Consider the following 22,263-nt stretch of genomic DNA (forward strand, 5'->3'; position numbering starts at 1 on the left):
CTCCTCAAAGTTGAGCTGGACCGGCAAACATACGCACATCCTGCGTTGCCTGTCCCGAAAGGAATCACTATGAATGTTCAATCCGCAGCCTCCCGTTCCTTCTCCCGCCGCGGCTTCCTCGGCTTGACCGCGGCAGCAGCTTCAGTGCCGCTGCTGGCCGCCTGCGGTGGCGGCTCAGCCACACAGGGCGGAGGAGGTGGCGCTGGTGGAACGGTCAAGTTCTGGGATATGCCGTGGGCCACTCCCGCGTACAACGATGCCGCGAAGAAGATCGCTGAAGGCTTCTCCGGAGCGAACAACGCCAAGGCCAATTACCAGATCATCCAGTGGAACAACTTCTACCAGACGTTCTCCTCGGCCATCGCGTCCAAGACCGGCCCAGCAGTATCCACCGGTGGCGGCTTCCAGGCATTCCAGTTCGAGCAGCAGGGCCAGATCGCCTACGCGGACAAGGTCATTGAGAAGATGAAGTCCAACGGCCAGTTCGACGACTTCCTGCCCGGCGTGCTGGACCCGTTCAAGTCTGACAAGGGTTACGTAGCTGTTCCCTGGCAGCTGGATATGCGCGTCTTCTGGTACCGCAAGTCCCTGTTCGAGAAGGCAAACGTGGCACTGCCCACCGACTGGCCTTCCCTGTTGGAGGCCGGTAAGGCCCTGAAGAAGCTCGGCGCGTTCGGCTTCGCCACCGGCGCAGGCTCGGGAAACAACTACGGCAACCACTCGATGATCATGATGATGGTCAACAACGGCGGCGGTGTCTGGAACAAGAACGGCGAGCTGGACCTCCTCAATGACCGCAACGTCGAAGCCATGGAATTCGTCCTGGAACTCGTTTCCAACGGCATCGTGGATCCCGCCGCGGTCAGCTACACCACAGACAACATGTCAGCACAGTGGAAGGACGGCAAGGCAGGGTTTGGCCTGTTCCAGGTCAACGTTCCGCAGCGCGTGGGTGACACCTCCGGCGACCTGCTGGTGGCAGACCCCATCACCGGCCCGCACGGCGACAAAGCCACCATCGTGTTCCCGAACAACATCATGATGTACAAGAACACACCCTCCCAGGAAGCTTCCGAAGAGTTCCTGGTGTACTACCTGGGCCAGCTCAAGGAACTGTGGAAGCAGAAGCTTATGTCCGCGCTCCCGGTCTTCAAGTCCATCACTGAAATCCCCGAATTCGCAGATGACCCGAACAACGTCAAGATCGTCAAGGACTGGCAGCCCATCGCCAAGACGTTCGCTGCCCAGGGCTCCACGCTCAACGCCAACCTCGCAGCCCTGGACGGCGGCCAGGCACTGAACCAGTTCAGCCAGTCGATCCTGACCGGCCAGGCAACCGATGCCAAGACCGCCCTGCAGACCTTCCAGTCCGGCCTCGAGTCGGTCCTGAAGAAGTAGAACGGTACCTGCCATGTCATCAACCACCGCACCATCAGGCCTGTCCCGGGCCCGCCGGGGGCTTGCCCCCGGCGGCTCGGGGGCCTCCCCCGGGCGCAAGAGCAAGCTCAGCGCCCAGACCACCAGAACGTTCTTCTGGCTCCTCATACCTTCAGTGGTCCTGCTGGTCCTGATCCACGGCTACCCGCTGATCCACGCCGCAGTCCAGGCGACCCACGACGGCGACCTGCTCCAGACCGGCAACTTCGTGGGCGGCGAAAACTTCGCCAATGTCCTGTCCTTCCCGGCGTTCTGGAAGGCAGCACAGTTCACGCTCTGGTTCACCATTGTTGGCGTGTTTGGGTCCTGGCTTGTGGGCCTGGGGCTGGCGCTCCTGCTGCGCACCAAGATCCCCGCGGGCAACACCTTCAAGGTCCTGCTGCTCCTGCCGTGGGTTGTGCCGATCGTGGTCTCCTCGACGGCGTGGAACTGGTTGGTTGCCACTCCTGACAGCCTCATTCCCTCGATCTTCCGGGGCTTGGGCCTGGGCACTCCGCTGTTCCTGGCGGACCCCACGCTCGCCTCCATCACCGTGATGGTGTTCAAGGTGTGGGTCAGCTTCCCCTTCATGATGATGATGATCTCCGCGGCCCTGGCCTCGGTGGACACCACGGTCTACGAGGCTGCCAGCATGGACGGCGCCTCCAAGTGGCAACAGTTCACCCAGATCACCCTGCCGCTGATTGCCCGCTCCACGTACATCTCGTGGATCCTCATGACGATCTTCTGCGTCAATGACTTCCCCACCATCTACCTGCTCACTGGTGGCGGCCCCGTCAGCGCCACCACCTCCCTGGTTGTCCTGGCCTACCGCACGGTCTTCCAGGACTTCGCTACCGGCCCCGGTGTGGCCATCGCCTTCCTCATGACCATGACCCTGGTGGTCATCTCCGTCATCCTGTACCGCCAGATCCGAAAGTCGAGCGTCGAATAATGAGCGCTGTACTCCACGCCCACCCCGAATCCGGCCCGGCCCTCGGCATCACCGACACCGGCAAGACCCGCCGGGTCCTTTCCGAAGCCGGCATGCGCGGACGCTGGTGGCGCTTTGTCCTGATCCTGGCCATCACGGTGATCGTCCTGGTCCCCATCATGGTCACCGTCGTCCTGGCCTTCACCCCCGGACCCACCAGCACGGCCACCGGCTTCACGTTCGAGAATCTCGCCAACGTCTTCAACGGCACGCTGGCCGCAACGTGGCTGCAGAACAGCCTGGTCACCACGCTGTCCACAGTGGTGGTCTCCGTGGCCGTGGCCGCACCCGCCGGCTACGTCCTCTCCCGCGGACGGTCCAAGGCAGTCTCCGGATACTCGCTGCTGCTGTTCGTCATGCAGTCACTGCCGATCATCACCTCGGTGGTCCCGCTGTTCATCCTCTTCGCAGGCATGGGCTTGGTGGACAACCTGCTGGGCATCACCATCATCTACGTCGGCTCCACCATGACCGTGGCCACCTGGATGATGGCCGCCTACTTCGACTCCATCCCCATCAGCCTCGAAGAAGCATCCTGGATTGATGGCTGCTCGGTGTTCGGGTCCTTCACCAAGGTTGTGCTGCGCAACTCTCTGCCCGGCATCCTCTCCACCGCCATCTTCGCCTTCCTGCTGGCCTGGAACGACTACCTCGTGGCGATCGTGTTCCTCCGCTCCAACGAGATCTTCACGCTGCCCATGGGCGTCCAATCCTTCTTCCAACAGAACGCCACCGACTGGACATCCGTGATGGCCCTGGCCGTCGTGATGATGCTCCCGCCGATCATCGTCTTCGCCACGCTGAACAAATACTTCAGCGTCGGCGGCATCGGCGGATCCCTCGCCGGGCGCTAACTAGACTGGCGCCAAGTCCCTGAATTCCCGGAAACACCCACTCCCGAAAAGGAACCCAATGTCGTATTCACTCCAGCTGTACACCCTCCGCAATGCCATCCAGGAGGACCTGCCTGGAACCATCAAGAAGGTGGCCGAGATCGGATTTACCCAGGTTGAGCCGTACAACTTCGTGGCCACAGCCAAGGAGCTCGGTGCAGCGCTGAAGGAGAACGGACTGACCGCTCCGTCCGGGCACGCACCCCTGCTGACCCAGGATCAGGATGAGATCTTCGCCGCCGCCAAGGAACTGGGCATCACCACGGTGATTGACCCGTTCTTCCCGGCTGAGCACTGGCAGGATGCTGAAACCATCCAGGGCACGGCGGCAAAGCTCAATGCCGCTGCCAAGAAGGGCGCCGAATACGGTATCCGCGTGGGTTACCACAACCACGCCTGGGAACTGGAGTCCACCATCGAGGGCAAGACCGCCCTGGAGTACTTCGAGGCTCTGCTGGATCCGGAACTCGTCCTTGAGGTAGACACCTACTGGGCAGCTGTTGGCGGCCAGGATCCCGTGGAACTCCTGGCCCGGCTCGGCGACCGCGTGAAGCTCATCCACATCAAGGACGGCCCGGGGAACACCGATACCAAGGCACAGCAGCCCGCCGGCCAAGGCACCATTCCGGTGCTGGATGTCATCGCCGCCGCCAAGTCCTTGGAAGTTGGCGTGGTGGAATTCGACGACTACTCCGGCGACATCTTCCAGGGCATCACGGAGAGCTTGAACTACCTCAACGCCGCAGCAGAAGGAGCCAAGGCATGAGCTTCGCTCCCTCCACCCGTAAAGGCCCCGTAGGCGTTGCCGTCATCGGCGCGGGCAACATCAGCAAGCAGTACCTGGAAAACCTCACGGTCTTCCCTGACCTGAAGGTACTGGTGATCGCAGACCTCTTCGTCGAGGCCGCCGAAGCACGCGCCAAGGAATACGGAATCCCCGAATTCGGTGCGCCCGAGCTGGCACTGAACCATCCCGACGTCGAAATCATCGTGAACCTGACCATCCCGGCAGCGCACGTCGAAGTAGCCACCGCTGCGGTGAACGCCGGCAAGCATGTGTGGACCGAGAAACCCTTCTCGCTGGACCGCGAGTCCGGTCTTGGCCTGCTCAAGGCTGCAGACGCGGCCGGCATCCGCCTTGGCACCGCCCCGGACACGTTCCTGGGCGCCGGACTTCAGACGGCCCGCCGCATCATCGAGCGCGGCGACATCGGCACCCCGCTGACCGGCATGACCACGTTCCAGACCCCCGGCCCGGAGTCCTGGCACCCGAACCCGGCGTTCTTGTTCCAGCACGGCGCCGGTCCCCTGTTCGACATGGGCCCGTACTACCTCACGGCCCTGATCCAGACCTTCGGCTCCATCCGCAAGGTGGCCGCCGTCGGCTCCTCCGCCAAGGCGACCCGTGTGATCGGTTCCGGTCCCAAGGCCGGCGAGGAATTCGCCGTCGAGGTCCCGACGCACGTGTCCGCGATGGCGCAGTTCGAGGGCGGCCAGTCCTCGCACAGCGTGTTCAGCTTCGAGTCGCCGCGCCTGCGGATGGGCTTCGTAGAGATCACGGGCTCGGAGGCTACGCTGTCATTGCCGGACCCGAACTACTTCGACGGCGAGCTGAAGTTGTGGCGTCCAGGCGCGGAAGAACCGGAGATCATCCCTGCCACCGGGCCGGCCAACGGCCGCGGCCTGGGCGTGCTGGACATGGCCCGCGCCCTGCGTGCCGGCACCCCGCACCGCGCCACGGGCGACCTCGCGTACCACGTGCTGGACAGCATGGTCTCGATCGCAGAATCCGTGGAATCGGGCTCGTTCGTGGATGTCATCAGCAACGCACCTGCTTCGGCTGCCGTCCCTGAGGACTGGGCACCGGAAACAGCCACTCTCTAAGAATCAGCGAGGAACTAGAACATGACCACCCCCGCCCACCCATCCGACCACACGCCTCCCCAGACGCGTCAACCACTGGGCGTGGCCGCCATCGGCTACGCCTTCATGGGTAAGGCCCACTCGAATGCGTGGCGGAACGTGGCCAGTTTCTTCGACGTCCCGGCCTTCGAACAGAAAGTGCTCGTCGGCCGGGACGCCACCCAGGTGGCAGAGGCCGCCGCCAAGTACGGTTGGGCCGAGTCCGCCACTGACTGGCGTTCGGTAATTGAACGGGACGACATCCACATCATCGATATCTGCGCCCCCGGGTGGATGCACGCCGAAATCGCCATTGCCGCCTTGGCCGCGGGCAAGCACGTACTCGTGGAGAAGCCGTTGGCCAACACCTTGGGCGAGGCCGAATTGATGGTGGCCGCGGCCGCCTCCGCCCGAGCCAACGGCGTGCAGTCCATGATCGGCTTCAACTATCGCCGCGTCCCCGCCCTGGCATTGGCCCGGGAACTCATCGCCGAAGGACGCCTCGGCACCATCCGGCACGTCCGCGCCGCCTACCTCCAGGACTGGCTCTCCGACGCCGAGGCACCCATGACGTGGCGCCTCCGCAAGGAAACCGCCGGCTCCGGCGCCCTGGGCGACATCGCCTCCCACGCCATTGACCAGGTCCTTTTCCTCCTGGGCGATGCCGTCACGGAGGTCTCCGGCCGCCTGCACACCTTCGTGGACCGCCGCCCCGGCCCTGACGGCGGGCTGGAAGATGTCACCGTCGACGACGCCGCTTGGGCCACGCTGACTCTCGCCTCCGGAGCAATCGCCTCAGTAGAGGTCTCCCGTGTGGCGACGGGCCAGAAGAACTCCCTCAAGCTTGAAATCTACGGCGACAAGGGCACCATCCTTTTCGACCTTGAAGCCCTGAACGAACTTGGCTTCCTGGACGCCACGGTGCCCGTCCGCGAACAGGGCTTCCGGCGGATCCTGGTCAACGAGCCTGAACACCCCTACCTCGAGGCGTGGTGGCCGCAGGGTCACATCATCGGCTGGGAACACACGTTCACGCACCAGATCCGGGACTTCCTGTTGGCAGTTCGGGACGGGAGCCAGCCGTCGCCGTCGTTCGAGGAAGGCCTGAACGTCCAGCACATCCTCGCAGCGATTGAAGAGTCCGCCGCCGCCAAAAGCTCACTGATCCAGCTCAACGCAACCACTACTGAAGGAGCCTGACATGCCCCGCCCGTACACCCTTTTCACCGGCCAGTGGGCCGACCTCCCGTTCGAGGAAGTCGCGCGCCTTGCCTCGGGCTGGGGCTACGACGGCCTGGAAATCGCCGTCTCCGGAGACCACCTGGACGCCTGGCGCTGGGACGAGCCTGGCTACGTCGAGTCCAAACTCGCCATCCTGGAAAAGTACAACCTCAAGGTCTGGGCCATCTCCAACCACCTCAAAGGCCAGGCCGTCTGCGATGACCCCATCGACTTCCGCCATGAAGCAATCGTCGGCTCCCGCGTCTGGGGCGACGGCGAACCCGAAGGCGTCCGCCAACGCGCCGCCGAAGAAATGAAACACACCGCCCGCCTCGCCAAAGCGCTCGGCGTGGACACCGTGGTCGGCTTCACCGGATCCTCCATCTGGCAATACGTCGCCATGTTCCCGCCCGTCCCGGAGAAGGTCATCGACGCCGGCTACCAGGACTTCGCCGACCGCTGGAACCCCATCCTGGATGTCTTCGACGAATGCGGGGTCCGCTTCGCCCACGAAGTCCACCCCTCGGAGATCGCCTACGACTACTGGACCACCGTCCGCACCCTCGAAGCGATCGGACACCGCGAAGCGTTCGGCCTGAACTGGGACCCCTCCCACTTCATGTGGCAAGGCATCGATCCCGTGTCCTTCATCTGGGACTTCAAAGACCGGATCTACCACGTGGACTGCAAGGACACCAAGCTCCGCCCCACCGGCCGGAACACCGTGATGGGCTCCCACCTGCCCTGGGGCGATCCCCGCCGAGGCTGGGACTTCGTCTCCGCCGGACGCGGCGATGTGCCTTGGGAATCGTCCTTCCGGGCCCTCACCGCCATCGGCTACAACGGACCTATCTCTGTTGAGTGGGAAGACGCCGGCATGGACCGCCTCCACGGCGCCCCCGAAGCCCTCGCGGCGCTGAAGAAGTTCGACTTCCCCGCCTCCCAGACCTCCTTCGACGCCGCCTTCAGCAGCAAGGACTAGCCTGTGGCCGACGCGATCCGAACCCTTCAACCGAGCCAGTTCTGCGAGGTGTGGATCGCGTCGGTAACTGGCCAGGCCGAGCTGCTCTACAGCACTGATGGCGTCCTCTTCGAAGCACCCAACTGGAGCCTCGACGGCAGCTCACTGATCCTCAACGGGGACGGAAAGCTGTGGACGCTCGATGTGACTGGTGGTCATCCAGTGGAAGTTCCGCTCACCGGTATCCCTGAGCTCAATAACGATCACGTCCTGGCACCTGATGGAAAGAGCCTCTTCCTCTCCGCGAACGACGGCCACATCTACCGCGCCGCGCTGTCCGGTGGCCCCGCCACCAGGATCACGGACGACGACGGCTCCTTCCATTTCCTTCACGGCGTCAGCCCGGACGGCAAGGAACTCGCCTACGTGGGCATCGAGGCGGGCGACTTTACGCAGCCGGGCGGCCTGATGACCATTGCGTCCGACGGCGGCGCTACCGCCCGCGTTGATGTCGGGTCCGGTCACTGCGACGGCCCGGAGTACTCCCCGGACGGGAAGTGGCTCTACCTGAACACTGAGTCCTTCACCTCGGCACCCGGCCACGCCCAACTTGCCCGAATTCAGACCGACGGCAGCGGCTTCGAGCAACTGCTCGAGTCCGATACCGTCGACTGGTTCCCGCATCTCTCCCCCGATGGCCGCTTTGCCAGCTACATCCGGTTCCCCAGCGGAACGGAAGGCCACCCCGCGGACTTGCCTGTCGACGTCGTACTCGTTTCGACCGAGGACTGGACCACTCCCCTCCATACATGGCCACTTTTCGGCGGCCAAGGTACCCTCAACGTCAACAGCTGGTCGCCGGATTCCGTGCGCTTTGCGTTTGTGGCGTACCCAATTTCTGACTCAACAAAGGACTAAGCACGTGACGCTCAGTAATGGCACCTCCGACGGAACAATCCGCTGGGGAATCCTCGGCACCGGCTTCATTGCCGGGCTCCAAACGAAGGACCTGACGGAGAACGGCTTTACGGTGCAGGCCGTGGGGTCCCGTTCACTGGACTCCAGCAAGGGGTTCGCCGAGCAGTACGGCATTGCCACCGCGCACGGCAGTTATGAGGAACTGGTGGCAGACCCGCTGGTGGACGTGGTCTACATCGCCACGCCGCACCCCTTCCATCACGCCAACGCGCTGCTGGCGTTGAACGCGGGCAAGCACGTGCTGGTGGAGAAGTCGTTCACCATGAACGCCCGCGAAGCTCAGGACATCGTGGATCTGGCCGAGTCCAAGGGCCTGGTCGCGCTGGAAGCCATGTGGACCCGGTTCCTCCCGCACATGATCCGGATCCGCGACATCATCGCTGCCGGCACCATCGGCGAAGTCCGCAAAGTGGTGGCCAGCCACAACCAGAGCCTCCCCCAGGACCCTGCACACCGGCTCAACGATCCCGCGCTCGGCGGCGGAGCCCTGCTGGACCTGGGCATCTACCCGATCTCCTTCGCGTTCGACATCCTGGGCACCCCGGCCGCAATCCGGGCCAGCGCCTCCATGTCCGGCACCGGAGTGGACCGGCAGACCGCTGCGATCTTTGAGTATGCGGACGGTGCCCAGGCGTTGGTGGACTGTGAGCTCGACGCCGCCAGCGCCAACCGGGCCATGGTGATCGGCACTGATGGCTGGATCGACATTGAACACACGTGGTACAACCCTGTGCCGTTCACGGTTCATGCCGTTGATGGCAGTGTTGTTGAACGGTATGACCAGCCCGTCGGCAGCCGTGGAATGCAATTCCAAGCTGCTGAGCTGGAACGCCTGATCCGCGCAGGAGAGACCGCCGGAACCATCTTGCCGCCTAGTGAGACCGTTGCCATCATGGCCGCAATGGATGAGATCCACCGCCAGATCGGGCTGAGCTACGAGGCTGACGCTGCAGTGGAAGGGAAATGAACAATGACTGAGTCTCCGCGGCACGCTGAACTCCGCCAGCAGGAAGAAGAGTTGGTCTTCGCATCGTTCGACAACCACGACGCCTGGCGGCTTGGTTCGCTGATCGCCAACCACGCCATCGCTTCGGAGTTCGGCGTTGCAATCGACATCCGCCGCCACAACATCGTGCTCTTCCGCTGCGTCCTGCCGGGGGCCACCTCAGACCAGGAAGAGTGGATCCGCCGCAAGTCGGCATCCGTGCTGAGGTTTGAGCACAGCACAGCGTTGCTCTCCGAAGATTTCGCCGCCCGCGGGCACAGCCCTGTGGGTGGTGGCTGGCTTGCGCATGAGGACTACACCTTGGCCGGAGGATCGTTCCCCATCCGCGTCCGCGGAGCAGGCGTCATCGGTGCGATCACCGTATCCGGGCTGACGTCCGATGAAGACCACCAGATGGTGGTGGACGGGATCCGGAACTACCTGAAGACGGTAGGGGTTTAGGGAGAGCTCGGTAACCTCCCGCCGTCATCTCCGGTATGGGCACCTATTCTGGGCACTAACTGCCGACCCAACCCGAAGGACGTCCATGCCACGCCCCGAACAGCCCCTCCGCAAGCTTGGCTTTCTCACCATCGGCCTGTTCGACGCTGCTGATCCGGCTGCCGGCCACCGGTCCACGCTGGAGATCATCGAGCTAGGTGAGCAGCTGGGGTTCGACAGTGCCTGGCTCCGGCACCGTCATTTGCAGTTCGGAATCTCCTCCCCGGTAGCCGTCATGGCCGCCGCCAGCCAGCGCACGTCAAGGATTGAGCTCGGAACCGCGGTAACCCCGCTGGGTTGGGAAAACCCATTGCGGCTGGCAGAAGACCTGGCCACCGTGGACCTGCTCGCAGGCGGACGGATCAACCCGGGGCTGAGCGTGGGCGAACCGATGCACTACGACACTGTGAAGCATGAGCTGTACCCGGATTCCCTGGCAACCGAGGACTTCTCATACGCCCGCGTGGAACGCTTCGCCCGCCTGGTGGCTGGCGACAAGGTTCGGGACTTCTCCGGCAAACAGGGTGTGGTGGAGGAATTCTCCAACCGGGTGGAGCCGCACTCCCCCGGACTGCGCAGCCGCCTCTGGTACGGGGCAGGCAGCATGAAATCGGCCGTCTGGGCCGGAGAAAACGGCTTCAACCTGCTCTCCAGCAGCGTGATCTTCCCGGACAAGGACCAGGAGCCGGACTTCGCCAAGGTCCAGCAATCGCAGATCCGCGCGTACCGCGACGCAGCCGCCGCAGCCGGCAACACCGCCCGGGCATCGCAAGGCTTGGTAGTCATCCCCACAGATTCTGCTTCCAGCGGCCAGCGTGCGAAGTACCAGCGCTACGTCGATGAACGCACCCCCCGCACACAGTCCCCGCAGGGGCCGAAGGGCATGATGTTTGCCCGGGATCTCATAGGCACCAGCGACGAAATCGCCGAGCAACTATATTCACACGCAGGATTCCAGGAAGTGGACGAGGTGGCGTTCGCGCTGCCCTTCAGCTTTGACCACGAGGACTACGTGCAGATCCTCACTGACATCGCAGGAAAATTGGGGCCAGCCTTGGGGTGGAAAGCGAGCATTTGAGCCAAAAGCGCCTTTATGTACATTTCAGCGCTCGACGCTAAAAATCGCACTATGACCGAGATGACAGTCACCGTGGCCCGGAGCCGACTTTCCGAAGCGGTTGACACGGCACGAGTAAGCCATGAACCGGTGTATTTGTTGCGCCGTGGCCGCCGAGTGGCAGCACTAATCGACGCGGAAGATCTCGCCAAGCTGATTGAGGCAGCTGAGGAGGTCAACGACCTCCGCGCAGCCACCGGAAGCACGCCGGCGCATTCAGGCCGCCATCGAAATCCTCGCCGAATCACCTCATCCTCCCGGGGCAAAGAAGCTCTCCGGAAGCAGCGGAGACTGGCGCGTCCGGACTGGTGACTATCGGATCATCTATGAGATCCGCGACGCACAGCTCATTGTTTTGCTGGTAGCCATGGGCCACAGGCAGGACATTTACCAGCAGAGCGTCCGGCTCACCGACCCTTCAGCACATATCGCCTTTCAGGACGCCCGACGCCGTACTTGAGTCTGACCTCCAGCGCCCCCTCGTCGTGGAGGTACTCAAGGTAACGACGGGCACTCACGCGGGAGGTCCCCAGCTGCTCAGCCACCTCGGCGGCGGAAAGGTCACCGGGCGCTGATTTCAGCGCCGACTCCACCAACTCAAGAGTCTCCACACTGCAGCCCTTTGGCAGGGTCCGCTCGGAAGCAGACAACCCAAAGACCCTGTTCACATCGGACTGCTCGGCCTCCACCTTGGACGCATCCAGCCCGTGGTACGCGCTGAGGTAGTGCTCCAATCTCTCCTGCAGATCTGCTTGGGAGAACGGCTTGATCAGGTAGTGCACGATACCCCCGCGCAACGCTTTTCGGACTGTCTCCACTTCCCGGGCAGCGCTGATCACCAGTACGTCCAGGTCAGGGGCCACATCCCGGAGTTGGTGCATGAGATCCAAGCCGTTGGCGTCCGGAAGGTGGATGTCCAACAGCACCAGGTCAGGCTGTAGCCTCTCGGTTTCCATCAGGGCCTGAGCCCCTGAGTGTGCCGCGCCCACCACCTCAAAGCCGGGCGTCCTTTGGATGAATCCGGCGTGGACCTTGGCCACCATGAAGTCGTCGTCGACGATCAGTACCTTGATCACGGCTGCGCAGCCCCTTCGCTGGAATGTGAGACGTGTTTGCTGAACCGTGCGGTGAACACAGCCCCCTTGTCATTGGACACCACCAGGTCACCTCCGGACCGGCGGCAGATCACCCGCGACAACGCCAACCCAAATCCCCGGGCATCGCCCGGTCCCGGGTCTTTGGTGGAGAAGCCTTGACGGAAGATGTCTTCCGCGGAGCCGGAAGGCACGCCTGGACCATTGTCCTGGACGGTGACAGTGACGCCGTCCGTCGAATCAACCACCAGCACTCGGACCGAGGCCCCGGCGAGTCCAGTGACGGCGTCGAACGCGTTGTCCACCAGGTTGCCCACCACCGTGGTGATGTCCCGCGAGAGTTCGTCCCTGACGCGCGGAAGCGCGGACTGCGGGTCAAGTTTCAGCTCTACGCCCCGCTCGGCGGCAAGGCTGGCTTTGGCGATGAGAAGGGCTGCGAGCGCCGGGTCTTCGATGCGGCTGGTCACGTCATCGTTGAGCCTGGTCCGGTCCACCGTGGCGCCGTTAACGAACTGCACCACGGAGTCGTATTCGCCGATTTGGATGAGGCCGGAGATGACGTGGAGCTGGTTGGCGAACTCGTGGGCCTGGGCCCGCAGGGTGTCTGTGACGGTCCGGGTGGCGCCGAGTTCGCTCTCCAAGGACGACAACTCGGTCCGGTCCCTCAAAGTGGTCACTGAACCGATGTCGCGGCCGTTCGAGCGGAGGGCCACCCGGTTCATGACCACCAACCGCTCCCCCACCAGGACCAGCTGGTCGGCGTCGGACTGTTCACGGGTCAGCACCACTTTCAAAGCGGGATCCACGGACAAAGACCGCAGCTTCTTTCCCACACAGTCCACGGGCAAACCGAGTAGTTGCCGGGCACTCTGGTTGGCAACGGTGATCCGTTCGTGGGGGTCCAACGCCACGACGCCTTCCTTCAAGCCCTGCAGCATGGCTTCCCGGTTTTCCACCAGGCCGGTGATTTCCCGGGGTTCCATGCCCAGGGTCTGCCTTTTGACGCGGCGGGACAGCAGCAGGGAACCGGCCACTCCAAGGATGCTGGCTACACCGAGGTAGGTGAGGAGGTTGGGGACGGCGTCGCCCAGCCGTTCCAGGGTTGAGGGATAGTTGCGGCTGATGGCGGCAATGCCGATCATTTTTCCGGCGTCGTTAATCACGGGGACGTGCGCGGAGAGCACGGCACCGTTGTTTCCCTTCAGGACTCCGGTCCACGCCCGCCCCTCCATGACCCTGCTCTCGCCCAACGGCAGGGGCCGGCCCACCAGGCCGGGGTCGGAGGCGGTCACTACGGTGCCGTCCAGCTTGGCAAGGGCCACCTGTGACGAACCCGAGACGGTCCGCACGGATTCAGCCACGGCAGGAAGGGAAGAACCAGCGCGAGGTTCAGCGGTGGGCAACAGGGCACGGACTGTGGGGTTGTTGCCCAAGGCTTCGGCGGCAGATAACGCGCGGCGTCCCTCGGTCCGTTCAAATGCGTCCGCCGACTGGGCCAGTGAAATGGCCACCACAGCCACCAGGACTGCCAGGACAATGAGCAACTGCAGCACGAGGTATTGTCCGGCGAGGGACATGCCTCTTCTTTGAGACAGCCGAGTCAGTCGAGTCACAGCGTGGGTTCCTTTGGGTGGTGCCGGAAACAATCGGGCAACAGGGGCCCGCTGCGTGGCGTATCGGAACTATACCCCAGACGTGCGAAGGACCTTTTGGGACCGTGAACGCAATGAACTTAAAGATCACTGCGAACACAAGAGTGATCGCCGTCACGTACGCACCTAGCATCACATCAACGGGCAAAGCCCTGCACCCGAATTTTCAATGATGAGAAGAGGAACACCATGCGCCAGTTCCGCGCATTGCGAGTCGCCGCCGTCGCAGCCGGCATCGCCCTGATGGCCACCGGCTGCGGTGCCACAGGAAAGTCCACCGGTTCTGAAAGCTCCGGCGCAGCCGCAGGGCCCATCACCGGTCTCCAGATCATGGTTCCCAACACCCCCGGCGGCGGCTACGACACCACCGCCCGGGCAGCCGCCAAGGTTCTGGACGACGAGAAGATTTCCACCAACACCGAGGTGTTCAACCTTGCCGGCGCCGGAGGCACCGTGGGCCTGGCCCGCATCGTCAACGAAAAGGGCAATGGTGACCTCACAATGCTCATGGGCCTGGGCGTTGTTGGGGCAAGCTACACCAACAAGTCCGAGTCGAAGCTGACGGAGACCACTCCGCTGGCGAAGCTGATCGAGGAACCGGGCGCCATCATGGTCAGCAAGGATTCCCCATACAAAACCATTGATGATCTGGTGAAGGCATGGAAAGCCAACCCTGGCTCCATTGCAGTAGGCGGCGGTTCTTCGCCCGGCGGCCCGGACCACCTCCTGCCGATGCAGTTGGCTGGCGCTGTTGGCATCGACGCCACCAAGGTCAACTTTGTTTCTTACGACGGCGGCGGTGACCTTCTCCCTGCCATCCTCGGTAACAAGCTGGGCTTCGCCGCTTCCGGCGCCGGCGAGTACCTGCAGCAGATCAAGTCCGGTGAGATCAGGGTCCTGGCCACCAGTGGCGAGAACCGCTTGGACGGCGTGGATGCTCCCACGCTGAAGGAATCCAACATTGACCTGGTCTTCACTAACTGGCGCGGCGTGGTGGCCCCTCCGGGCATCAGCGAGGACGACAAGAAATCCCTGATCGCCGCGCTTGAGAAGATGCACGCCTCGGCCGGTTGGAAGGAAGCACTCAAGACCCACAGCTGGTCCGATGCTTTTGTTACCGGTGACGAGTTCCAGACCTTCCTGACGGACCAGGACAAGCGCGTGGCGGATGTCCTCACCAAGCTCGGGTTGGCGTGAGCTCCATAGCCACAGGCCTCAAAGGCCGCGCCGAGCTGGGGGTAGCCCTCCTGCTCGGCGCGGTGGGCGTCCTGGTCTTCCTGGATGCGAACGGCCTGGTGACCCCGTACTCCCAGTCGGATCCGGTGGGTCCGAAGACTGTTCCGTTCATTGTTTCCGGGCTGCTGATCATTTGCGCCATCCTCCTTGCCATCAACGTCCTGCGCGGAGGCAAAGGCGAAGCTGAGGGCGGAGAAGACGTTGACCTGGCACACCCCGCCGATTGGAAGACCGTCCTCCCGTTGGCCGGTGCCTTCATCCTGAACATCCTGCTCATTGACTGGGCCGGCTGGGTGATCTCCGGGACCCTCCTGTTCTGGGGCAGCGTCCTGGCACTCGGCAGCCGCCGCTACATCCGGGACGGCCTCATTTCAGTGGCTCTGGCCCTGCTGACCTTCTACGGCTTCTACCTCGGTTTGGGCATCGCTTTGCCAGCCGGGCTCCTGGAAGGAATCCTCTAATGGACGTCTGGTCCTCCCTCATGGACGGTTTCGCCACCGCCCTGACCCCCATGAACCTCCTGTTCGCCGTGATCGGCGTACTCCTGGGTACCGCCGTCGGCGTCCTTCCGGGCCTGGGCCCGGCCATGACCGTAGCGCTGCTGCTTCCGGTGACCGCCGCTTTGGAGCCCACCAGCGCGTTCATCATGTTCGCCGGTATCTACTACGGCGGCATGTTCGGCGGTTCCACCACGTCCATCCTGCTAAATACTCCGGGTGAATCGTCGTCGGTGGTGACGGCGATCGAAGGCAACAAGATGGCCAAGGCGGGCAGGGCCGCGCAGGCACTTGCCACCGCGGCCATCGGCTCCTTCATCGCCGGCACCATCGGCACCGCGCTTCTGGCTGTGTTCGCACCCATCGTGGTCCAGTTTGCCGTGAGTCTTGGTGCTCCCAGCTACTTCGCCATCATGGTCCTTGCCCTGCTGGCCGTCACTGCGGTCCTCGGCTCGTCCAGGCTCCGCGGCTTCGCTTCACTCGCGCTTGGTTTGGCTATCGGATTGGTGGGCATCGACTCGGTGACCGGCCAACGCCGCCTGACCTTCGGCCAACCGCTGCTGGTGGACGGCCTGGACATCGTGGTGGTGGCGGTGGCGATCTTCGCCGTGGGTGAAGCCCTCTGGGTTGCCGCCCACCTGCGCCGCACACCGCTGCACGTCATTCCCGTTGGCCGTCCGTGGATGGGCAAGAAGGACTGGCAGCGTTCCTGGAAGCCGTGGCTTCGCGGCACTGCCTTCGGCTTCCCTTTTGGCGCACTTCCAGCTGGTGGCGCGGAGATTCCGACGTTCCTCTCTTACGTCACCGAGAAGCGGCTCAGCAAACACCCGGAGGAATTCGGCAAGGGCGCTATTGAAGGTGTCGCCGGACCGGAAGCGGCCAACAACGCCGCCGCTGCCGGAACACTGACCCCCATGCTTGCCCTGGGCCTGCCCACCAACGCAACGGCCGCCGTGATGCTCGCTGCCTTTACGTCCTACGGCATCCAGCCGGGTCCGCAGCTGTTTTCCAGCCAAGGGCCGTTGGTCTGGGCACTCATCGCGAGCCTGTTCATCGGGAACTTCCTGCTCCTGCTCATCAACCTGCCCCTGGCGCCTGTCTGGGCCAAACTGTTGCAGCTCCCCCGCCCTTACCTCTACGCAGGCATCCTGTTCTTCGCCACTTTGGGTGCCTACTCGGTCAACCTGCAGGCGTTCGACCTGGTGATCCTGCTGGTTCTCGGCGCCCTCGGGTTCATGATGCGGCGGTTCGGACTCCCGGTCCTGCCGCTGATCCTCGGCGTGATCCTGGGGCCGCGCATCGAAGGCCAGCTCCGCAAGACGCTGCAGTTGAGCGCGGGCGATCCCGCCGGTCTCTTCAGCGAGCCCATCGCGATTGTGGTCTACATCATCGTGGCGATCATCCTGGCGTGGCCGTTCATCTTCAAGCTCATCCGCCGCAATGGTCCTGCGAAGAAACCCCTGCTCCCCGCCAACTCGGGCGCTGCAGACTACAGCGACTGAACCATCCACTTCCAGCACAAACAGGAGAAACCATGACCATCGTGGTGGGATACGTCCCCACACCTGAAGGCGAAGCGGCACTGACGCAGGCCATCGCCGAGGCCAAGAAAAGCAACGACACACTGCTGGTCATCAACTCGTCCAAGGGCGACGCCCTGGTGGATAACCGGTACGCCCAGGAACCGGATATCCAAAGCATCGAGGAGCGCCTCGCCGAGCACGGCATCCAGCACATCATCAAGCAACCGGTCCGCGGGCACGATGCAGCAGCTGAGGTCCTGGACGCCGCCGACGAGAATGAAGCCAACTTGATTGTCATCGGCCTTCGCCGCCGCAGCCCGGTAGGCAAGCTCATCATGGGCAGTGTCTCCCAGCGGATCCTGCTCGAAGCTGACTGCCCGGTGCTCGCGGTCAAAGCGGACTAACTTCCAGAAAGCGCGACGGCGGCTGGTCACCCGGGTGACCAGCCGCCGTCGTACGTTTTGTCCGGGTCAGCTGGCGGGCAGCTGGTTGTCACGGAGCCAACTTTCGACGGCGGCCCCTCCTTGGTTGACTTCCTCACCACGTACGGCGAGCCCCTGCCCCACCGTGGCTCCCCGGCACGATTCGGCATAGTCCCGCTCCGTGGAGCCCAGGCCACTCACGGCGTACGTCACCACAGGGTGGACCGTCTTACCTGCGAAATCCAGCCCCTCCGTGAACGTGGCCATGATCATCGGGGCACGGCTGCCCCAGATGCCGCTTGCCAGAAGTACGGTGTCGTATTGATCAATGGAGGGAAGGGCATTGGCGATGGCGGGGCGTGCGTCGGAGTCCTGTTCCAGCGAATTCCGCGCGACGGTTTCCCCGTAGTCAAACGGATAAGGGTCAGTGGCTTCGATCCGGTAGACGTCACAGGAGATGCGGGACCTGATCATCCCGGCCAGGACTTCGGTGTTGCCGACCTCGAGGTTGATTCGGTCGCCGTAGTAATAGTTCTCGCCGGCCCGCGAGAAGAAGGCGAGCAGGACCCGCTTGCCTGTGGTTCCCTGCTGCGACGTTCCCTGCTGCGACGGCTGACATCCGGCGGCTCCGGTGGCAAGCACGCCGCCTGCCGCTCCCGCAAGGGCGGTGCGCATGAGAGTGCGACGGTCCAGGGCTGGAATTGGGCTAATGACTCGGTGCACTCGTGTCCTTTCGCAGATGGGTCCTGGTTCAAGGGAACCAGCCACGTCATCGCCGCGGGAGTGCCTGCTGTGAGGTGTACTGCCAGTTCCTGCTTCGCCGTGAACCAGTTTTCGTCCAGCTAATGCCCTTAAGATTCGTTCTTAGGGGCATTACCTGTACAAAAACTCGCAAGGGGACCACGTGACTGAGACCATACGCACCGCAACAACGCACGACGCCGGGAAGCTGGCTGAGCTTGCCGCCGTCACCTTCCCGCTGGCCTGCCCGCCGGGTGCCTCTCCTGCTGATATCCAGGCCCACATCGGGAAAACGCTGAGCGAGGCCAACTTTGTGGACTACCTCGCCGACGCGAACATCACCATCCTGGTGCTCGACGACGACGGGCAGCTGAACGGGTACACGCTCCTGGTTGCCAAGCCGGCAAGCGATCCCGACGTCGCCTCCGTCCTCTCGGCACTCCCCTCAACGGAGCTCAGCAAATGCTACGTCCACCCCGAGCACCACGGACAAGGGGCAGCATCGCGGCTCATGCAGGCTTCACTGGCCCATGCAGCGGACAAGGGCGCGGCCGGGGTATGGCTCGGCGTGAACAGCGAGAATGCCAAGGCCATCCGCTTCTACGAGAAGAGCGGCTTCCAGCGGGTAGGAACAAAGTCGTTCAAGCTCGGCAACACGGTGGAACACGACTTCGTCATGGAGTACGAGCTCTAAGACGCTAGCCGAACAGGTCTCCCGTCAGCGGCGGCCGGGGGTCACTCCGCAGCTCCAGTCCGGCAGGAAGTCCGGTGACTGTCCCGGACGAACCGGAGGCCTGAAGGGTGATCCTCGAGCGCCCCAACAGCACGTTGTCGGCGCGGAAGGACCCATAAGCATCGGGCAGGATTGGCGCCAAGTGCAGGACGTTCCGAGTGAAGTCGGGGTCGAACCTGAGCAGGATCCTGGCGAGTTGGATCGGCGCCGCAGCAGCCCACGCCTGGGGGGAACACGCCGTCGGGTACGGAACCGGCTCCGAAAAGTCTGAACGGTCAAAGCCGCAGAAGAGCTCAGGGAGCTGACCGCCAAAGTGTTCGGCGGCGTCGAACAATCCGCTCGCAACCCGGCTGGCTTCCTTGACGAAGCCGTACCGCATGAGTCCTGTGGCCACCAGGGCAGTATCGTGCGGCCAGACCGAGCCGTTGTGATAGCTGACGGGGTTGTACGCCCCCATGTCCGACCCCAGGGTGCGGATGCCCCAGCCGGTGAACATCTCCGGTGACATGAGCCGCTCCGCCACCAGCGGCGCCTTGTCCTCGTCCACAATGCCCACCCACAGGCAGTGCCCCATGTTGGAGGTGCAGGAGTCCACTGGCTTCTTGTCCTTATCCAGCGCCAGCGCGAAATAGCCCTTGTCCGGGAGCCAGAACGCCTCGTTGAAGGCGGCTTTCAGCGCTGCGGCGCGGTCTGCGCAACGGCGTTCGACGGCGGTATCACCCGCCGCCCGCGCCAGCAGCGACCGTCCCACGTAGGCCGCGTAAGCGTAGGCCTGCACCTCGCAGAGTGCCATGGGGGTCTCCGCCATGCGGCCGTCAGCGAAGTTGATGCCGTCCCAGGAGTCCTTCCATCCCTGGTTCACCAGCCCGTGCTTGTTGGACCGTTGGTACTCAATGAATCCATCGCCGTCCCGGTCGCCGTATTTCTCCATCCACTCGATGGCCCGGTCCGCGTGCGGGAGAAGGGAGTCGATGATGTCCGCACCGAGCCCCCACCTGCTGAGCTCGCCGAGCGTGGACACGAACAAGGGTGTCGCGTCAGCGGTCCCGTAGTAAGCGGTGCCGCCCAAGGCAAGTCCTGCGGTGACTCCAAGCCGCACTTCGTGGGGGATGCGTCCGGGTTCTTCTTCAGAGTTGGCATCTACCTTGGTCCCTTGCAGCGCTGCCAACGTCTGCAAGGTTCCGGCGGCCAGATTGGGATCCACCATGAGTGACATATAGGAGGCCAACAGCGAGTCACGGCCGAACAGTGCCATGAACCAGGGAGCGCCGGCCGCGACGGCGGCACGGCCCGGGTGTGCGGGGTCGAAGATCCGCAGGGAGCCCAGGTCCCGTTGGCTGCGTTCCAGGACGTCCTCCACATTGGTATCCGTCACTGCTATCCGGGGAACGTGCTCTTCCCATTCCACATGGCGGCGGACGCCCGGGGTGTGATGCAGCGGGGTGGTCTCGGTAAAGGGATCGTTGGGTCCCTCGCCGTTGGTCAGCGGGAGGGCGATGATGCTGGTGGACCATTGGCTGCGCGCCGGGATGATGACGTGGAATGCCAATCCGTCCTTGGACACCTTGGCACCGGAGGCCCGGAATGACACTCCCCTGCGTTGACCCGTGGCGTGGACCGACTCGATGTGCAGTTCTTTCTTGTGCGCCGTTGTTACCGCTGGCGAAGATTTGCCCGTCCTGCCGCCCTTGACGTCGAAGAGGTCCGCCAGGTCGGCATCGAGCAACAACTCAAGGTGGCAGGGAGCTTCCTGCGATGAGTAGTTCCTGATGGTGATGTCGTCCCGCAGCCCTGACCCGACGTGCCGTTGGTGCTGAACCACCAGCGGGCTGTCGAACCTGCCATCAGTGGAGCACGCCCGGCCCACGTATTCGGCTTGGAATGCCGTGGGGTTGCGGGCCACCAGCGGTTCCCGCAACGCCCCGTTGACCCGCAGGATCCAACGGGACACTATCCGGGTGTCCTGGTAGTAGGCACCCTGGGAACCGCCGCCGTGGATGTCGCCGGAATGCGAGGAGATACAGAAGGAGGAACCTTCGACGACGGTGACGGCACCCAGTTCTGACGCGCCGGCTTCGGTGTCTTCATTCCAGGCGGTCATGTCACACTGAACCTTCTTCCACCAGCGTCCCGGCTGGTTGTCTCGGGTTGTTCAATCACAGGTTGTTCGATCACTAGTTGTTTGATCACAGGTTGATGGGAGCTTGCCTCTGATTCTGGTGCACGTCGGCGTCGTCGGAAAGGCCTTTGACGTTGAACTGATCGATGACCGCGGAATAGAGCCTGAGGTGGTCTGCGGCCATTCGTGCAGCGTTGAAGTATTCGTCCACTGATCGCCGGCAGTCAGCACGGTTGAGGGTGCGGGCCGCGTTGACAAGATGGGCGAGTTGGTCCGTCCCACCCAGGTATCCGGTGACGCCATCGGTGATGATTTCCGGCGCCGCTCCCATGCGGGTGGCTACCACCGGTGTGCCGGTGGCCAAGGCCTCGATCATCACCAGCCCGAACGGTTCATGCCATTGGAGGGGGTTGAGCAAAACGGTCGCTTCACCCATCAGCTGGAACTTCTCCGGATCGGACAGTTCACCCAGGAACTCCTCGTTGGGGCCCAGCATCGGTTCAATCACCTCACCGAAGAACTGCTTCTCCTCGGGGGCGTGCATCTTGGCTGCAATCCGCAGGGGCATTCCGGCCGCCCGGGCAACATCGATCGCTTCAAGGAGCCCTTTGTCGGGACACATCCGGCCCACAAAGCACGCATATCCACCCTGTCCTGCACCTACGGAGACGGTGGAAGGATCAAGGCCGTGGTGGATCACCGCTGCTATGGGCAGCTCGGGGACCCGGCTGTGCTGGTCGTGGGAGATGGCAAGCACAGCAGTGTCCGGGGCCATGTCGCGGTACAGCTCAATGGCCCGCGGAAACAGCGGTCCATGGATGGTGGTAACCACTGGCACGCAGGGTGGTCTATGCGCGTAGAGGGGACCCACAAGAGTGTGGTCGTGGATGATGTCAACGTCATGAAGTCCCCGGTAGGCCTTGATCACGTGGGCCAGCTCGCTGAGGCTGCTCCCCAGTTCTTCGGGTCTGCTGGCTTCGAAGCCTGGAAGGTGTGGAACGGGGCAGCTGCTGTCCGCGGTGGTGGCCAGGAGAACCTCATGTCCCGCGTCCACCAATGCCCGCGCCAGGGCGTCCACAACGCGTTCGGTTCCGCCGTATCGTTCCGGTGGGACGGTAAACCAGGGTCCAACAATGAGTCCTATGCGCACGTTGTCAGCCTCCGCGCAAAACCCCCAGTCCGAGGGCTGGCTTCATAACCCTTTCCAAGGGTATGGGGCTGTCCCCGGGAGGGCAACGGGTGATGAAAATAACAGCCGTGTAAGGAATGGCCGGCCCG

At 63.4% G+C, this 22,263-nt stretch carries 23 protein-coding genes; 18 read left to right on the forward strand and 5 right to left on the reverse strand.

The window, feature by feature from the left end:
- Window positions 1-69: 69 nt before the first annotated feature.
- The 13 genes from BLW08_RS15635 (at window position 70) to BLW08_RS23910 (ending at window position 11,428) form a co-directional block, all read left to right on the forward strand.
- Window positions 70-1,398, forward strand: a complete 1,329-nt coding sequence (locus tag BLW08_RS15635) for an ABC transporter substrate-binding protein (RefSeq protein ID WP_091326228.1) — start codon at window positions 70-72, stop codon at window positions 1,396-1,398.
- Window positions 1,399-1,411: 13 nt separating this feature from the next.
- Window positions 1,412-2,371 carry a carbohydrate ABC transporter permease gene (locus BLW08_RS15640; RefSeq protein WP_091326230.1) on the forward strand — a complete coding sequence of 320 codons (960 nt, stop codon included), beginning with the start codon at window positions 1,412-1,414 and terminating at the stop codon, window positions 2,369-2,371.
- Entirely contained in the window at window positions 2,371-3,264 is an 894-nt protein-coding gene (locus BLW08_RS15645) for a carbohydrate ABC transporter permease (RefSeq protein ID WP_090824753.1), read from the forward strand. Before BLW08_RS15640 ends, BLW08_RS15645 begins: the two co-directional genes overlap by 1 nt.
- Window positions 3,265-3,322: 58 nt before the next feature.
- Window positions 3,323-4,069, forward strand: a complete 747-nt coding sequence (locus BLW08_RS15650; protein WP_091326233.1) for a sugar phosphate isomerase/epimerase family protein — start codon at window positions 3,323-3,325, stop codon at window positions 4,067-4,069.
- Complete coding sequence (locus BLW08_RS15655; RefSeq protein ID WP_091326234.1) at window positions 4,066-5,187, forward strand: Gfo/Idh/MocA family protein; 1,122 nt, start codon at window positions 4,066-4,068, stop codon at window positions 5,185-5,187. The genes BLW08_RS15650 and BLW08_RS15655 overlap by 4 nt, the downstream gene beginning before the upstream one ends.
- A 21-nt stretch (window positions 5,188-5,208) precedes the next feature.
- Entirely contained in the window at window positions 5,209-6,405 is a 1,197-nt protein-coding gene (locus BLW08_RS15660; RefSeq protein WP_091326236.1) for a Gfo/Idh/MocA family protein, read from the forward strand.
- A 1-nt stretch (window position 6,406) separates the two neighbouring features.
- Window positions 6,407-7,408, forward strand: a complete 1,002-nt coding sequence (locus BLW08_RS15665) for a sugar phosphate isomerase/epimerase family protein (RefSeq protein ID WP_090824745.1) — start codon at window positions 6,407-6,409, stop codon at window positions 7,406-7,408.
- Window positions 7,409-7,411: 3 nt separating this feature from the next.
- Entirely contained in the window at window positions 7,412-8,305 is an 894-nt protein-coding gene (locus BLW08_RS15670; protein WP_254779900.1) for a TolB family protein, read from the forward strand.
- A gap of 4 nt (window positions 8,306-8,309) precedes the next feature.
- The gene (locus BLW08_RS15675; RefSeq protein WP_091326238.1) at window positions 8,310-9,332 is read left to right on the forward strand and encodes a Gfo/Idh/MocA family protein; all 1,023 of its coding nucleotides are present in this window, start codon (window positions 8,310-8,312) and stop codon (window positions 9,330-9,332) included.
- A gap of 3 nt (window positions 9,333-9,335) precedes the next feature.
- The gene (locus BLW08_RS15680; protein WP_091326239.1) at window positions 9,336-9,812 is read left to right on the forward strand and encodes a heme-degrading domain-containing protein; all 477 of its coding nucleotides are present in this window, start codon (window positions 9,336-9,338) and stop codon (window positions 9,810-9,812) included.
- An 85-nt stretch (window positions 9,813-9,897) separates the two neighbouring features.
- Window positions 9,898-10,929 carry an LLM class flavin-dependent oxidoreductase gene (locus BLW08_RS15685; protein ID WP_091326241.1) on the forward strand — a complete coding sequence of 344 codons (1,032 nt, stop codon included), beginning with the start codon at window positions 9,898-9,900 and terminating at the stop codon, window positions 10,927-10,929.
- 51 nt (window positions 10,930-10,980) lie between these two features.
- Entirely contained in the window at window positions 10,981-11,280 is a 300-nt protein-coding gene (locus BLW08_RS24170) for a type II toxin-antitoxin system Phd/YefM family antitoxin (protein ID WP_254779901.1), read from the forward strand.
- A complete protein-coding gene (locus BLW08_RS23910) occupies window positions 11,183-11,428 on the forward strand; it encodes a type II toxin-antitoxin system RelE family toxin (RefSeq protein ID WP_302846909.1) in 246 nt (81 codons plus the stop codon). The genes BLW08_RS24170 and BLW08_RS23910 overlap by 98 nt, the downstream gene beginning before the upstream one ends.
- Here the strand turns inward: BLW08_RS23910 and BLW08_RS15695 are convergent.
- Together BLW08_RS15695 and BLW08_RS15700 are read right to left on the reverse strand one after the other, a co-directional pair.
- On the reverse strand, window positions 11,376-12,044 hold the full coding sequence (locus BLW08_RS15695; protein WP_091326245.1) for a response regulator: 669 nt from the start codon (window positions 12,042-12,044) through the stop codon (window positions 11,376-11,378). The two genes, BLW08_RS23910 and BLW08_RS15695, sit on opposite strands and share 53 nt — an antisense overlap.
- Window positions 12,041-13,639, reverse strand: coding sequence for a sensor histidine kinase (locus BLW08_RS15700; protein ID WP_091326247.1), 1,599 nt, complete (start codon window positions 13,637-13,639; stop codon window positions 12,041-12,043). The genes BLW08_RS15695 and BLW08_RS15700 overlap by 4 nt, the downstream gene beginning before the upstream one ends.
- 264 nt (window positions 13,640-13,903) lie before the next feature.
- Here BLW08_RS15700 and BLW08_RS15705 point away from each other — a divergent pair, with 264 nt between their 5' ends.
- The 4 genes from BLW08_RS15705 to BLW08_RS15720 are packed head-to-tail and all read left to right on the forward strand — an operon-like array spanning window position 13,904 to window position 17,374.
- Window positions 13,904-14,911 carry a Bug family tripartite tricarboxylate transporter substrate binding protein gene (locus BLW08_RS15705; RefSeq protein ID WP_091326249.1) on the forward strand — a complete coding sequence of 336 codons (1,008 nt, stop codon included), beginning with the start codon at window positions 13,904-13,906 and terminating at the stop codon, window positions 14,909-14,911.
- The gene (locus BLW08_RS15710) at window positions 14,908-15,411 is read left to right on the forward strand and encodes a tripartite tricarboxylate transporter TctB family protein (protein WP_091326250.1); all 504 of its coding nucleotides are present in this window, start codon (window positions 14,908-14,910) and stop codon (window positions 15,409-15,411) included. Before BLW08_RS15705 ends, BLW08_RS15710 begins: the two co-directional genes overlap by 4 nt.
- Window positions 15,411-16,949, forward strand: a complete 1,539-nt coding sequence (locus BLW08_RS15715) for a tripartite tricarboxylate transporter permease (protein ID WP_091326252.1) — start codon at window positions 15,411-15,413, stop codon at window positions 16,947-16,949. The genes BLW08_RS15710 and BLW08_RS15715 overlap by 1 nt, the downstream gene beginning before the upstream one ends.
- Window positions 16,950-16,981: 32 nt before the next feature.
- On the forward strand, window positions 16,982-17,374 hold the full coding sequence (locus BLW08_RS15720) for a universal stress protein (RefSeq protein ID WP_090824723.1): 393 nt from the start codon (window positions 16,982-16,984) through the stop codon (window positions 17,372-17,374).
- Between the two features lie 66 nt (window positions 17,375-17,440).
- On the opposite strand, the gene BLW08_RS15725 is transcribed toward BLW08_RS15720, so the two are convergent.
- A complete protein-coding gene (locus BLW08_RS15725) occupies window positions 17,441-18,067 on the reverse strand; it encodes a flavodoxin (RefSeq protein WP_091326254.1) in 627 nt (208 codons plus the stop codon).
- 229 nt (window positions 18,068-18,296) lie between these two features.
- On the opposite strand from BLW08_RS15725, the gene BLW08_RS15730 reads away from it, so the two are divergent.
- Window positions 18,297-18,827, forward strand: a complete 531-nt coding sequence (locus BLW08_RS15730) for a GNAT family N-acetyltransferase (protein ID WP_091326256.1) — start codon at window positions 18,297-18,299, stop codon at window positions 18,825-18,827.
- Window positions 18,828-18,831: 4 nt separating this feature from the next.
- On the opposite strand, the gene BLW08_RS15735 is transcribed toward BLW08_RS15730, so the two are convergent.
- The gene (locus tag BLW08_RS15735; protein WP_091326257.1) at window positions 18,832-20,967 is read right to left on the reverse strand and encodes a glycogen debranching N-terminal domain-containing protein; all 2,136 of its coding nucleotides are present in this window, start codon (window positions 20,965-20,967) and stop codon (window positions 18,832-18,834) included.
- Window positions 20,968-21,052: 85 nt separating this feature from the next.
- Window positions 21,053-22,135: a glycosyltransferase family 4 protein gene (locus BLW08_RS15740; RefSeq protein ID WP_091326259.1), complete on the reverse strand. Its 1,083-nt coding sequence runs from the start codon at window positions 22,133-22,135 to the stop codon at window positions 21,053-21,055.
- Window positions 22,136-22,263: the final 128 nt, after the last annotated feature.

The organism is Arthrobacter sp. cf158 (genome assembly GCF_900106835.1).
Taxonomy (GTDB): Bacteria; Actinomycetota; Actinomycetes; order Actinomycetales; family Micrococcaceae; genus Arthrobacter.

Coding starts and splice junctions, on each gene's coding strand:
- BLW08_RS15635 (WP_091326228.1), top strand. CDS start 70: ATGAATGTTCAATCCGCAGCCTCCCGTTCCTTCTCCCGCCGCGGCTTC.
- BLW08_RS15640 (WP_091326230.1), top strand. CDS start 1,412: ATGTCATCAACCACCGCACCATCAGGCCTGTCCCGGGCCCGCCGGGGG.
- BLW08_RS15645 (WP_090824753.1), top strand. CDS start 2,371: ATGAGCGCTGTACTCCACGCCCACCCCGAATCCGGCCCGGCCCTCGGC.
- BLW08_RS15650 (WP_091326233.1), top strand. CDS start 3,323: ATGTCGTATTCACTCCAGCTGTACACCCTCCGCAATGCCATCCAGGAG.
- BLW08_RS15655 (WP_091326234.1), top strand. CDS start 4,066: ATGAGCTTCGCTCCCTCCACCCGTAAAGGCCCCGTAGGCGTTGCCGTC.
- BLW08_RS15660 (WP_091326236.1), top strand. CDS start 5,209: ATGACCACCCCCGCCCACCCATCCGACCACACGCCTCCCCAGACGCGT.
- BLW08_RS15665 (WP_090824745.1), top strand. CDS start 6,407: ATGCCCCGCCCGTACACCCTTTTCACCGGCCAGTGGGCCGACCTCCCG.
- BLW08_RS15680 (WP_091326239.1), top strand. CDS start 9,336: ATGACTGAGTCTCCGCGGCACGCTGAACTCCGCCAGCAGGAAGAAGAG.
- BLW08_RS15685 (WP_091326241.1), top strand. CDS start 9,898: ATGCCACGCCCCGAACAGCCCCTCCGCAAGCTTGGCTTTCTCACCATC.
- BLW08_RS24170 (WP_254779901.1), top strand. CDS start 10,981: ATGACCGAGATGACAGTCACCGTGGCCCGGAGCCGACTTTCCGAAGCG.
- BLW08_RS15700 (WP_091326247.1), bottom strand. CDS start 13,639: ATGTCCCTCGCCGGACAATACCTCGTGCTGCAGTTGCTCATTGTCCTG.
- BLW08_RS15705 (WP_091326249.1), top strand. CDS start 13,904: ATGCGCCAGTTCCGCGCATTGCGAGTCGCCGCCGTCGCAGCCGGCATC.
- BLW08_RS15715 (WP_091326252.1), top strand. CDS start 15,411: ATGGACGTCTGGTCCTCCCTCATGGACGGTTTCGCCACCGCCCTGACC.
- BLW08_RS15720 (WP_090824723.1), top strand. CDS start 16,982: ATGACCATCGTGGTGGGATACGTCCCCACACCTGAAGGCGAAGCGGCA.
- BLW08_RS15725 (WP_091326254.1), bottom strand. CDS start 18,067: ATGCGCACCGCCCTTGCGGGAGCGGCAGGCGGCGTGCTTGCCACCGGA.
- BLW08_RS15735 (WP_091326257.1), bottom strand. CDS start 20,967: ATGACCGCCTGGAATGAAGACACCGAAGCCGGCGCGTCAGAACTGGGT.